Consider the following 12,933-nt stretch of genomic DNA (forward strand, 5'->3'; position numbering starts at 1 on the left):
GATGAAGCTGATTATATTTATACTGCTTTATATTTTACCAGCATATGCTACTGAAACATCAACAGATCTTGCACAGCCATTCCAGCATGGAATCAGAAAAAAAAAAGCTACTTTGACGACAGAAAGTGATGGAAAGTTGTTATTCATATCTAGTGACATAAAATCCTCTTTTTTTGACACGGAAGGGTTGGCGCCAAATACAGTGGTAAAATTGATCAACATATATAAAGATTTTGGTGTTGATTTTAAAAAAGACATTGTGCCGAAGAGTAAATTGGAGGTTCTTTTTGAGAGATCGCTCAGTAATCAGAAGACTGAAGAAAAGATTTTATATGCTTCACTGACAATAAACAAGAAAGCTATTAGTTTATATCATTATAAATCGCAAGACGGCAAAGAAAGGTATTTTAATAAAGAAGGAATAAGCTTAAAAAATGGCGAAATTTTTGCAAATCCTTTAAATGGAGATTATCGCATATCCTCAAAATTTGGCAATAGAAAGCATCCTGTTCGCGGTAAAATTGCTTTTCACAAAGGAGTGGATTATGCAGCTAAGCTTGGCACTCCCATATACGCTGCTGCAGAGGGTGTGGTAGAATATATAGGAAAGAATGGTGGCTATGGAAATTACATCAAAATAAAACACAAAAATGAATATTCAACCTGTTATGCGCATATAAGTAGATTTAGTGGCGATATAAAGTTAGGCTCTAAAGTAAAGCAGGGGCAGGTAATCGCCTATGTTGGTAGCACTGGTGTTGCAACAGGACCCCATTTACATTACGAAGTTATATATAACGGCAAACACGTCGATCCGCTTACGATAGCGCATAAAACTGAAGTAAAATTGCCTGATCATGAATTAAGAGAGTTTAAACTATTTGTAAATAAGATAAATAAAACGATCAACAGAGAGGGTTCAAGTGAAAAAGAAGTTTAAAGACAATATGGATAAGAATACGATAAACGATAGAAATTTAAGTCAACTCCGGTTTTTTCCTGTACTAATAGCGCTAGGATTAATTTTATCGCTGCTTTTTTTTGCATATGACAGCACAATTGCGCTTGGAGTTGCTGCTGTTTCAATTTTGACTTTTCTTCAAGGATTTTTTATTAATGACCCTAATGAAGCAAGAGTGATAGAGTTTTTTGGTCATTATATTGGAACTTATTTTAAGTCTGGAATATGTGTAACGCTTCCCTTTTCAAGCAAATATATAGTTTCCCTAAAATTTCAAAATATCAACACAGAAAAAATAAAAGTGAATGATGCAAATGGAAGTCCAATAGAGATTTCTGCAGTAATTGTTTGGAGAGTAAACAGCCCTGCAAAGGCGTATTATAATGTTAACAACTATCACGAATTTGTTTTTGTACAAAGTGACTCAGTAATAAGAGAACTAGCAAGCAATTATCCGTATGATAGCGAAAGCGATGAGGAATCTTTACGTAAAAATTCTGATAAAATTTCAGATGAATTGCGGTCAATGTTACAACAAAGATTAGATATTGCAGGAATTGAGATTACAGAAGCAAGAATATCGCATTTGGCGTATTCGTCCGAGATTGCACAAGCAATGTTAAGGCGTCAACAAGCACATGCTATCACTTCGGCAAGAAGGCATATAGTGCAAAATGCAATAGGAATTGTCGAGGAAGTAATAGCTCATTTTGAAAAAAACAAAAGCTTACAATTAGATGGCAAGCAAAAGGTTCAATTGATAAATAATTTGTTGGTTGCCCTAATCTCTGAGCAAGATGCACAACCGACGATTAGTTTGGATAATAATTAGCATAGAAGCCGATTGGGTTTCATGAATGCAAGTCACTATTAATTTCTTGATTAATAGACTAAATGATGTTATAAATTACACGCATTAGGGGTGCTCTAGAAAAGCTGAGAGTACATAAAGTACAACCCTTTGAACCTGATATTGTTAAAGCAAGCGTAGGAAAATGTATGTATATAAATATTGAAGAATGCTTCGGCTTAATTGCGTTAATTGCATCTCTAATTGGATTATCACCTCAAGTATATAAAGCATATATCACTAAAGTTACTCGTGATGTATCGATGCTAATGTTAGTAAACTATCTTGTTTGTTCATTGTCTTGGATTGGCTATGGTCTTTACCAGAGCCCAATTTTTGTGGTGCTTAGCAATATTGCTGGATTAGTGATTAGCATAATATCAATTATTCAAAAATGTTACTACGATGCAAAACCTGCACCATGATCATGTGCTGCACTGCAGTACACAACAACAATATCGTTCTATTGTAGTGCTAAATGGAGAAATACCGAGCTCATCGTTTTTTAAACGAGATATACCTATTATTGCTGTAGATGGAGGAGCAAACAAGCTTCTATCAATTGGCGTAAAACCTGATCTTGTAGTAGGAGATTTGGATAGCGTAAATCCGGATTTACGTGCTAATTTGAATACGATATATCTACCTGATCAAGATTATTGCGACTTTTCTAAAGCAATGGCTCACTTAAAAACAGTAAAGTTATTGCCATCAATAGTAACGGGTATTACTGGAGGAGCAATTGATCACATACTACAGAATATTAACATTTTTCTAAGTACGGGCAGTATCTTTTACACACCTTCACCTCCCATGGTAGGTTACATCCTACAAAAAAGTATTACCCATTTTTCTTTGCTGAAAGATACTAAAATATCTTTACTTGGTATACCGAGAGCTCAAATATCAACCAAAGGATTAAAATGGGAACTGCATCTTAGCAACCTTGCTTTTCCAGGAAAGAATTCTTGCTTTAATCGAAGTTTAGGCAATAAGTTATCTATAGAAGTACACAGTGGTATATGTTTGGCGATGGTTTATTTAGAAGCAGTAGATGATGCTGCAAGACATCATGTGCGTCAAGTTAAGAAGTAAATAGACTTCTTGCATAACCCAAACTAAGTAGAAAAAAGGTATCATCCAAGTAGCTGACACTGGTTCCTTTATGACGTGTCATTCCAGTGTCAGCTACTTGAATGACAGCAGTCCTACGTCATACCGCCGCGGTATCTCTAGATCCCGCTAACAAGCAGCGGTATGACGAATTGCTTAACCGTCATACCGCCGCGAACCGTCATTCCGCCGCAGACCGTCATACCGCGATTCATTCGCGGCATCTCATCCGCTAACACGTAGCGGGATGACGAATTGCTTAACCGTCATACCGCCGCGAACCGTCATTCCGCCACGAACCGTCATACCGCGATTCATTCGCGGTATCTCATCCGCTAACACGTAGCGGGATACTTGACCTTTACAGGGATGACGGTTGTCGTTCAGCTACAAATATTAAGAAATTTACCAAACGAAAAAAAAGGCAAAAGAAGCCCCGAGTAGCGAGTTTTGACTCTATATTACTGTAAGTGGCGCTGTAATAATGTGCTAACGCTTAAAATAAGCGCGATTTGGCTGAATGTAGAAAAAATTTAAAAGACATGCAGCCGCTATAATTTTATGTAATCCGCCAAAAAATACCCTAAGTTTTTTACTGAATTTTATCATTGAGCCTGCAGGTCAAAAACAAGTTTTGAGTCATGAATACCCTTATTATGATAATAAGGGGGCTGGCGGAGTTTGTCAAGTAAGTTTTTTGTTTCTACTGAATGACAGTTGTGGCTTGGGAGGTAGTGCAAGAAGTCTATTGTATTACTGAATTATTAATAATTCAGTAATAGTGCCTGCTATGTAGCTAAAATTTTCCTTTAACTTAAGCTATATGTAGCTAAAATAACTTGGGTTTACCGACGATTTGACAAACGACAAATTCGTCATCACGCTGCTTGTTAGCGGGATCTAGAGATACCGCGGCGGTATGACGTAGGGAAACCTGACTTGCATTAGCCATGTATAATAAAGGAAATCTATGACAAAAGAATCATTGGTAAAAACTGATATAGTGAAAGTTGAAGACAAAAAAGCGGTAAGAAGCTTTTTTAAAATACTAGGTGAAGTGGCAGATGCTGTAAGATCGTGGATTGGTAACATCGGTCCTGATTTAAGCAACAGTCGCGATATCGATAGTTTAGTCTTGAAGATGAACGAGTGCTTAAATCCAAAGGGAGGGGAGGTTTCAGCACGTAAGAATGCTGTATCTCTTGGTAATTTGTACTTAAGCTTATCAGAGAAAGGTAAAATAAAATTTCTGCAAACCCTGGCAGAAAAATTTAGTCTACATAAAGAAGAAATAGATGAGAAAATAAAAGAGTACAAGGAAAATCAAGATCCCGAGTTAAACTATAAATTTGAACAGGATTTAATAAAAATTCTTGAATCACCGCGTTCTAAAATATTGAAGCAATTTATTTCTCTACCAGAAGGCCTCAAGTTTATTGTTGATATGCGTTCTGATGTGCTTAAGCTAAAGAACCAATATAGAAGCTTGAATCCACTAGAGAATGAATTAAAAAATATACTCTATACTTGGGTTGATGTTGATCTACTCGATCTTCGTCAAATCACCTGGGATTCACCTGCATTATTGCTAGAAAAACTTATAAAATATGAAGCTGTGCATAAAATTTCCTCTTGGGATGACTTAAAAAACAGACTAGATTCTGATCGTCTCTGTTTTGCTTTCTTTCATTACAAAATACCAAACGAACCTCTAATTTTTGTAGAGGTTGCATTGGTGAATAAGATTGCAGATAGCATTCAACACCTTTTAGATGAATCAGTACCTTCAAGTGATCCAAGTAGTGCAAGCACTGCTATATTCTACTCAATATCAAATACTCAAGCAGGGTTATCTGGAATCAGCCTTGGTAATTTTTTGATCAAAAGGGTTGTAGAAAAGCTATCGCAAGAGTTTAAAAGTATAAAAACATACGCAACTCTTTCTCCAATACCTGGCTTTACGAAATGGCTAAAAAACAATCTAAACCAAGATGTCACTTTATTGGGCAAACTAAATATAAAACAATCTAGTGCAGAAATTTTAGAAAGTGCAGAGCAATTAAAAACTAACGTTGAATGTACAAATGAAACTAAACAATGCATGCTTAAACTGTGTACATATTATTTACTAAAAGTGAATAATAGTAATGGAAATGCTTATGATCCGGTGGCACATTTTCATTTAAGCAATGGCGCATCAATAAAACAATTAAACTGGATGGCGGATACTTCTGAAAAGGGTATTAGTCAGTCGGCTGGAATGATGGTGAATTATCTGTATGAGTTGCCTAAAATAGATAACAATCATGAAAACTATATGGTTAATAAAGTGATTTCCTGCTCGAAAAAAGTGTCGTCTATGTTGAAGGAGTAAATAGTCTCTTAATAAATAATTGCCCTCACAACACTTAAAATGTAAAATAGTTTTACTAATTAAGTATAGTAGGCCATAAATGAACAACATAAGAAATTTTGCAATAATAGCGCATATAGACCACGGTAAGTCAACGCTTGCTGACCGTTTAATAGAGAAATGTAACGGCCTTGAAGCAAGAGAAATGATCAATCAAATACTCGATTCAATGGATATAGAGCGTGAACGTGGCATTACAATTAAAGCACAGACGGTAAAACTCAATTATACGGCAAACGACGGTAATCAATATTGCCTAAATCTCATGGACACCCCAGGTCACGTTGATTTTTCTTATGAGGTAAGTCGAAGCTTAGCTGCATGTGAAGGTTCACTTTTAGTGGTAGATAGTAGCCAGGGTGTTGAAGCTCAGACTCTTGCAAATGTATATAAAGCTATTGACAACAATCATGAAATAATAGTTGTACTCAATAAAGTTGATCTCCCTGCTGCAGATCCAGAAAAGGTAAAACTCCAGGTTGAGGAAGTAATTGGCATTGACGCAAGTGAGTCAGTTTTAATATCAGCCAAGACTGGTCTTGGAATAAGGGATGTATTAGAAGCTATAGTGACAAAACTTCCAGCTCCTCAAGGTGATGTGAATGCTCCACTACAGGCAATTTTAGTTGATAGTTGGTATGACACTTATTTGGGAGTAGTAATTTTAGTACGAATTAAAAATGGAGTGCTAAAAAAGGGCATGAAGATTGTTATGATGTCTAATAACTCTACATACCAAGTGGACAATATCGGTATTTTTACTCCTAAAAAAGTAATGACAGGTGAACTCTCAGCAGGTGAAGTTGGTTTTATCACTGCTTCAATGAAGGAAGTTGCAGACTGTAGAGTGGGAGACACTATTACTGAAGAGAAAAGACCGTGCAGCAAGGCATTGCCTGGTTTTAAAGAAGTGCACCCTGTGGTATTTTGTAGTATTTTTCCTAATAAAACGGACGACTTTAAATATTTAAGAGAAGCACTGGAAAAATTACATTTGAATGATGCAAGTTTTACTTTTGAAGCAGAAACTTCAAATGCGCTAGGCTATGGATTTCGTTGTGGTTTTTTGGGAATGTTGCATCTTGAAGTTATTCAAGAAAGGCTCGAGAGAGAATTTGATTTAGATCTAACAGCAGCTGCACCGAGTGTTATATATAAGGTTACAACGCAAGGTGGTGAAGTTCTGAGCATTCATAATCCTAGTGACATGCCAGATCCAACAAAGATTGAAATGGTAGAAGAGCCGTGGATTACTGCAACTATAATGGTCCCTGACCAATATTTAGGTGAGATTCTATCATTATGTGAAGAGAGGAGGGGAGAACAGGAAGATTTATCTTACATTGGTAACACAACAACAGCATTGTTAAGATATAAGTTACCACTGTCTGAAGTTGTTTTTGACTTTTATGATCGATTAAAATCAATTTCCAAGGGGTATGCAAGTTTGGATTGGGAAATTTCCAGCTATCTGGTAAGCCAAATAGATAAATTAAGCTTTTTAATTAATGGAGAGCCCGTAGATGCACTGGCTTGTATCGCTCACAAAAGCAGAGCAGAAAAAAGGGGGCGTGAAATATGCGCACGCTTGAAGGATCTAATACCACGTCAGCAATATAAAATCGCGATTCAAGCGGCAGTGGGCGGGAAAATTATTGCCAGAGAAACGATTAATCCATATAGAAAAGATGTAACAGCTAAACTCTATGGTGGAGATGTGACACGAAGAATGAAACTGCTTGAAAAGCAAAAGAAGGGTAAAAAAAGGTTGCATTCTATAGGGAACGTAAATATTCCACAGAATGCTTTTATTCAAGCTTTGAAGATAAGTGATTGATCTTAAAAGACTTCTTGTATAGTTTTTGGCAACAACCGTTAGAAACGAAAAAACTTACTTGACAAACTCCGCCAGCCCCCTTATCATGGTACTGAAGGTATTCAGTTATCTTCATCTGTGCAGATTAAACAGCAAAAAAACAACGTACTTGGCGTCTTATTTTTAATTTTTCGCACTATGTGCACCTTATGTCTTCACAACATTTCTAGGTTTTTACCTACACAAGCTGAAACGCGCTTATAAGTCGTTTAAGACAGTATAGTACGCCAATTTGCAGGATTAGAGAGTGACAACTAGCTAACGCGGGGTTTCTTTTGCCTTTTTTTCTGCTTAGTAAATTTCTTAACGTTTACAATTTTGTTATAAAAGTAGCTAAATTGGAGCGTTGAGAGTAAAAAACGCCAATTTATAAAGTTAATATAGATAATTAGCCAACCATGGGGTTCCTTTTGCCTTTTTTTTCGTTTGGTAAATTTCTCAAACATTTATGGCTAAAGTAATTTAGGTTCACCGACAACCGTCATCCCGCTACGTGTTAGCGGCTAAGAGATACCGTGAATAAATCACGGTATGACGTAGGATTGCTGTCATCCCGCTGCTTGTTAGCGGGATCTAGAGATACCGCGGCGGTATGACGGTTCGTGGTGGCATCTCGTCATCCCGCTACTTGTTAGCGGGATCTATGCTAAGAGATACCGCGAATGAATCGCGGTATGACGAGGGAGAACAGTTGCTACTTGTTAGCGCCGCGGCGGTATGACGGTTCGTGGCGGTATTACGGTTAAGCAATTCGTCATCCCGCTACGTGTTAGCGGGATCTAGAGATACCGCGGCGGTATGACATAGGACTGCTGTCATTCCAGCGCGTGACGCTGGAATCTAGAAAAAAGAAAACGGATCCCAGTGTCTGAGCACTGGGATGACATTGTTTACTATGTGATATCGTGCCATATTACAATGTTCGTGCAGTTGTGTGTCAACTACTTTTGTGGCACCGTTTGTTATTCAATCTTTATGCTAGCTTTACTAAAAATTATAGTATTTTAGGTATAATTGCAATATCTAAATTTAAGGTATAGGGATGAACCCTAGGAAAGTTTTTAATATTCTTTTTATAGTATTATTTATTTCTTTTTCTCATGTTGGGAGTGCTGCCGCTGACACTAATGCTGATACAACTGCTCAAGTAATATGTAATATTATTGGCTACGTTTGGGGAATAGGCGGACCGCTTATGACCGTAGTGATAATAGGTGCAGCTTTGCTTGCGATATTTGGTAGAATGCCATGGCCAGCTCTTTTTGCACTCGGTATATTTTGTGCTGTATTTTTCGGTGCTAAAACTATTGTGACAAAAGTGATGGGTGGTATAGGCAGCACTGGAAATACTTCCTTGATGGACCAATGTGGAACAGGAGACACAAAAAAGAACCAATAGGGTTATTTTTTTCTAAAGCAGACCTGATGCACGGCTTCAACTATATCTTCCACTTGTGGTAATGCTTTTTTTTCTAGATTTGCAGCGTAAGGTAAGGGGATGTCCTTGCCAGTTACGCGCATAACTGGAGCATCAAGGTAGTCAAATCCTTGTTCCATAACAACGGCTGACAGCTCTGCTCCTATTCCTGCAAATGGCCATCCTTCTTCTACACTAACTAACCTATTAGTCTTCTGAATAGAGTTAATAACAGTTTGAGTGTCAAGTGGTCTTAAGGTTCTGAGGTCAATAACTTCAGCTTCTATACCTTCACCTGAAAGTAAATCTGCTGCGTTTAAAGCATCCATTAATTTCAGTGAGAAAGCAGTGATAGTTACATCCTTTCCTTCCCGTATAACAGCAGCCTTGCCTATCTCAAGTAGATAATCTTTATTTGACAGCTCAGAGTCAGAAAGTTCATGTTCATGTCCGTAAGCTATTTCGTTTTCTAGAAATATTACCGGACTCAGATCACGAATTGCAGCTTTAAGCAGACCTCTGCAATCGGAGGCAAAGTAAGGTGCTATCACTTTTAATCCCGGTATATGCGAATACCAAGATGCAAAGCATTGAGAGTGTTGTGCAGCAACTCTTGCTGCAGCACCATTTGGCCCACGAAATACTATGGGGCATCCAAGTTGTCCACCTGACATATAATTTGTTTTTGCTGCAGAATTCACGATTTGGTCGATAGCCTGCATAGAAAAATTAAAAGTCATAAATTCGACAATTGGCTTTAATCCAGCGAATGCTGCTCCAACAGCAAGGCCAGCAAATCCATGTTCGGTAATAGGCGTATCAACCACTCTATTTTCTCCAAACTCTTTCAGTAATCCTTTTGTTACTTTATAGGCACCATCATACTCTGCAACTTCTTCACCGATGATCAACACGTCAGGGTCGTTTTGCATTTCTTCTCTGATCGCTGTGCATAAAGCTTCTCTTACACTTAAGGTTGCCATTTATAAACTTTTATAGACTTTAACTAAAGTAACTATATCAGAATTACTAGGAAGCGTACAAATTAAGTTTTACAAACTGACCTTACTCAGATGATATGAATAAGTATTGCTTGGTTGAAAGCAAGAGAAGATAATAACTTCTCAGAGTGGATAGGTGGCAGTTCTTTTGAGGCACTGTCTGCTCTTACATGGAGTGTAGGAAGAAGACCTCGTGACCCAGATTCTGCCACCGGTGAGGCTCAGTCACCTTTTGATAGCCTGAAGATGGCTTTATGTTTCCTGTTTCTTTTTTCCTTTTCCTCTATAAATATATTGTTTTTATATTCAGTTTAAATATTTCACTAATTCTTTTTATCGTCATTGTTTTTTCATCAGCTGCTTTGAGAACTCGTTCTCTGAGGTCTTCACTATATGGGCTTGGCATTTTTCATCTCTTTAATATGCCATTATAACCTATTCTATCCTTCAGGTAAACCTTTCTTGGGTTAGCCTATAGCAGTGGGAATAGCAGTTGGAGCTTGTTGTCTGGTTGCTGCTGCAATCATATACTATTGTAATAGACCTTCAAATTCACTTGAAAATAGCAAGGTCCAAGGGTTTTCTGGAAACCATGAACAACCTACTCTGTAAAATTCACAAGACCTATTAAAATATTTTTTTACTTTTCATCGTATATTTCTCAACATATTATCTTTAAATACTAAAATAATTAACAATATGGCATTATTAATAGTTGAATCACCTGCGAAAGCAAAGACAATAGGCAAATATTTAAGTAAAGAGTTCAAAGTAGCTGCATCCTTTGGACATGTGAGGGATCTTCCAGCAAAAAACGGTTCTGTCGATCCGGATAATGATTTTGCTATAAAGTATGAAACCATTGAAAAAGCAGAAAAGTATATAAAAGAGTTAGTAAAAGCAGCGAGTAAAGCATCAGATATATATCTTGCAACAGACCCAGACAGAGAAGGGGAAGCAATGGCTTGGCATGTGATAGAGACATTAAAAGAAAAGAAAGCAATCAGTAATGAAAACAACATTTATAGAGTAGTCTTTAATGAGATAACAAAGAGAGCAGTTCAAGAAGCAATAAAGAATCCACGTGAAATTAATATGGACTTAGTGCGCGCACAGCAAACACGCAGAGCTTTGGATTATCTAGTTGGATTTAGCTTGTCACCGCTGCTGTGGACAAAATTGTCGGGAAGCAAATCTGCGGGGCGAGTTCAATCTGTTGCATTAAAGCTTATATGCGAACGAGAAGATGAAATCAGTAAGTTTATAACACAGGAGTATTGGAGCATAAAGGCAGAAATACAAAATAGCAAAGATGAGGCTTTTTTTGCTATGCTGAGTCACTATGACAATAAGAAGCTAGAAAAATTTGATATTAAAAATGAAGAAGAAGCAAAGAACTTAGTCAGGGAGATTGAATCAAGGCAATATGCTGTAAGCACAGTAGAACGCAAGCAAGTTAAGAGAAATCCGCTTCCTCCATTTATTACCTCTACTCTACAGCAAGATGCAGTGAATAAGCTGTATTTTAATGTGAAAAATGTTATGCGCATAGCGCAAAATTTATATGAAGGTATCGATATTGGTGGTGAAACTGTAGGGTTGATAACTTACATGCGTACAGATGGGTTTCATATTGCAGATGAGGCTATAAACTCAATTAGAGGGTCAATTAAGTCGTTATATGGTGATAAATATTTACCACAGTCTCCTCGTAAATATGTAAAAAAGGTCAAAAATGCTCAAGAAGCACATGAAGCAATTCGTCCAACTGATATCAATAGAACGCCGGGTAGTATTAAGGATTACTTAACGCCAGAGCAATTTAAATTGTACGATTTAATCTGGAAAAGAACCATTGCAAGTCAAATGGAATCGGTGATTCTTGATCAAGTGGTAGTTGAAATTAGTTCTACTGATCAGAAAGTGATTCTGCGAGCAAGTGGATCAAGTATATTCTTTGATGGTTTTTATAAAGTCTATCAAGATAACATGGAAGCCGAAAATGAAGGCCTGCTACCTGCCATGAAGGAAGGGGAAGCGTGTAAGCTGATTTCAGTTGAGCCAAAACAGCATTTCACTCAACCGCCACCTCGTTATAGTGAAGCAAGTATCGTTAAAAAAATGGAGGAAATCGGTATAGGCCGTCCATCAACTTATGCGACAATTATTTCGGTATTGCAGGATCGTGAGTATGTTACACTGGATAATAAAAGATTTATTCCAAGCAGTCGTGGTAAGATCGTTACCATATTTTTAGAAACTTTTTTTCAGCGTTGTGTAGAGTATGACTTCACAGCACAAATGGAAGAGAAGCTTGATTTAATCTCAAATGGACATGCAGATTGGAAAAAAGAATTGAGCCACTTTTGGGTGCCATTTTTTGGTCATGTAAATTCTGTCAAGCAAATGACACATGATGAAGTTTTCAGCGGCATTCACGATTTGGTAGTTAATTGGTTTTGTTCAGAGGAAGGAAAAGAAGAAATAGGTAAGAAATGCCCTGCTTGCTCTGATGGTATATTAAAATTGAACTTTGGGCGAGCAGGAGTGTTCCTTGGATGCTCTAACTATCCTGAATGCAACCATACAAAAGAAATTACAGGTAGTAATGACAATTTAGAATATCCAAAAAGTTTAGGTGTAGATGATATAACAGGCCAAGAGGTGGTAATCAAAAAAGGCCCTTTTGGGCTTTACCTTGAGTTTAATAGTGAGTCCAAAAAGAAAAAAACAGTTTCCATACCAAAGGATCTAAATGTTAATGATATTGATCTGAATACCGCTACTCAGTTACTTTCCTTGCCAAAAGTAATCGGAGAACACCCTGAGACCGGAAAGGAAATAAAAATAGGCCTTGGACGATTTGGGTACTATATTTTTTATGATGGTAGATATTTTTCTCTTAAAAAAAGCTCTAAAGAGGTGCTGAATACAGAATTGAGCGAAGCTGTACAAATTATTGCAAACAGTCCACGCAAAGAGTTAAAATCTCTCGGGGTTAATGAAAAAGGAAAAGAAATCTTTATCTGCAAAGGCAGGTACGGGTTCTATATAAAATGCGATAGAACAAACGTTGCTTTGGGTAAGAATGCAGATATTGAAAGCATAGATTTGAAGAAGGCTTTAGAGTTGATTAAGGGTAAGAAATAGACTTCTTGCATAACCATATGCTCTTTATTGTCATTCCAGCGCGCGACGCTGGAATCTAGAAAAAAAGAACCTGGATGCCAGTGTCTGGGCACTGGCATGACACCCTTTCTAGTAGAGGTTGCTCTCAAATCACAACGTGCATACAACTGCAG

The 12,933-nt window shown here is 37.3% G+C and carries 10 protein-coding genes and 1 riboswitch; of the genes, 8 read left to right on the top strand and 2 right to left on the bottom strand.

What is annotated here, in order from left to right:
- The first annotated feature begins 1 nt into the window (after window position 1).
- From ABWU75_RS04705 to ABWU75_RS04735, 7 genes are all read left to right on the top strand, one after another.
- A complete protein-coding gene (locus tag ABWU75_RS04705) occupies window positions 2–940 on the top strand; it encodes a M23 family metallopeptidase (protein WP_353287073.1) in 939 nt (312 codons plus the stop codon).
- Window positions 941–947: 7 nt separating this feature from the next.
- Window positions 948–1,793, top strand: coding sequence for an SPFH domain-containing protein (locus tag ABWU75_RS04710; RefSeq protein ID WP_264688468.1), 846 nt, complete (start codon window positions 948–950; stop codon window positions 1,791–1,793).
- Between the two features lie 76 nt (window positions 1,794–1,869).
- A riboswitch (TPP riboswitch) is annotated at window positions 1,870–1,972 on the top strand.
- Window positions 1,961–2,236 carry a SemiSWEET family sugar transporter gene (locus tag ABWU75_RS04715; RefSeq protein WP_353286715.1) on the top strand — a complete coding sequence of 92 codons (276 nt, stop codon included), beginning with the start codon at window positions 1,961–1,963 and terminating at the stop codon, window positions 2,234–2,236. It overlaps the preceding riboswitch by 12 nt.
- Window positions 2,217–2,906, top strand: a complete 690-nt coding sequence (locus ABWU75_RS04720; RefSeq protein WP_353286716.1) for a thiamine diphosphokinase — start codon at window positions 2,217–2,219, stop codon at window positions 2,904–2,906. Before ABWU75_RS04715 ends, ABWU75_RS04720 begins: the two co-directional genes overlap by 20 nt.
- Before the next feature lie 988 nt (window positions 2,907–3,894).
- Window positions 3,895–5,298 carry a malonyl-CoA decarboxylase gene (locus tag ABWU75_RS04725; RefSeq protein WP_353286717.1) on the top strand — a complete coding sequence of 468 codons (1,404 nt, stop codon included), beginning with the start codon at window positions 3,895–3,897 and terminating at the stop codon, window positions 5,296–5,298.
- A 79-nt stretch (window positions 5,299–5,377) separates the two neighbouring features.
- Window positions 5,378–7,174, top strand: coding sequence for a translation elongation factor 4 (lepA, locus tag ABWU75_RS04730; RefSeq protein WP_353286718.1), 1,797 nt, complete (start codon window positions 5,378–5,380; stop codon window positions 7,172–7,174).
- A gap of 1,081 nt (window positions 7,175–8,255) precedes the next feature.
- Window positions 8,256–8,612, top strand: coding sequence for a TrbC/VirB2 family protein (locus ABWU75_RS04735; RefSeq protein ID WP_264731653.1), 357 nt, complete (start codon window positions 8,256–8,258; stop codon window positions 8,610–8,612).
- Between the two features lie 2 nt (window positions 8,613–8,614).
- Here the strand turns inward: ABWU75_RS04735 and ABWU75_RS04740 are convergent, their stop codons facing one another.
- Together ABWU75_RS04740 and ABWU75_RS04745 are read right to left on the bottom strand one after the other, a co-directional pair.
- A complete protein-coding gene (locus tag ABWU75_RS04740) occupies window positions 8,615–9,613 on the bottom strand; it encodes a pyruvate dehydrogenase complex E1 component subunit beta (protein WP_264731652.1) in 999 nt (332 codons plus the stop codon).
- Between the two features lie 301 nt (window positions 9,614–9,914).
- Window positions 9,915–10,037: a hypothetical protein gene (locus ABWU75_RS04745; RefSeq protein WP_353286719.1), complete on the bottom strand. Its 123-nt coding sequence runs from the start codon at window positions 10,035–10,037 to the stop codon at window positions 9,915–9,917.
- Between the two features lie 293 nt (window positions 10,038–10,330).
- Between ABWU75_RS04745 and topA the strand changes: the two genes are divergently transcribed.
- Window positions 10,331–12,781: a type I DNA topoisomerase gene (topA, locus tag ABWU75_RS04750; protein WP_353286720.1), complete on the top strand. Its 2,451-nt coding sequence runs from the start codon at window positions 10,331–10,333 to the stop codon at window positions 12,779–12,781.
- Window positions 12,782–12,933: the final 152 nt, after the last annotated feature.

The organism is Wolbachia endosymbiont (group A) of Anthophora plumipes (assembly GCF_964028115.1).
In the GTDB taxonomy this organism is placed as follows: domain Bacteria; phylum Pseudomonadota; class Alphaproteobacteria; order Rickettsiales; family Anaplasmataceae; genus Wolbachia.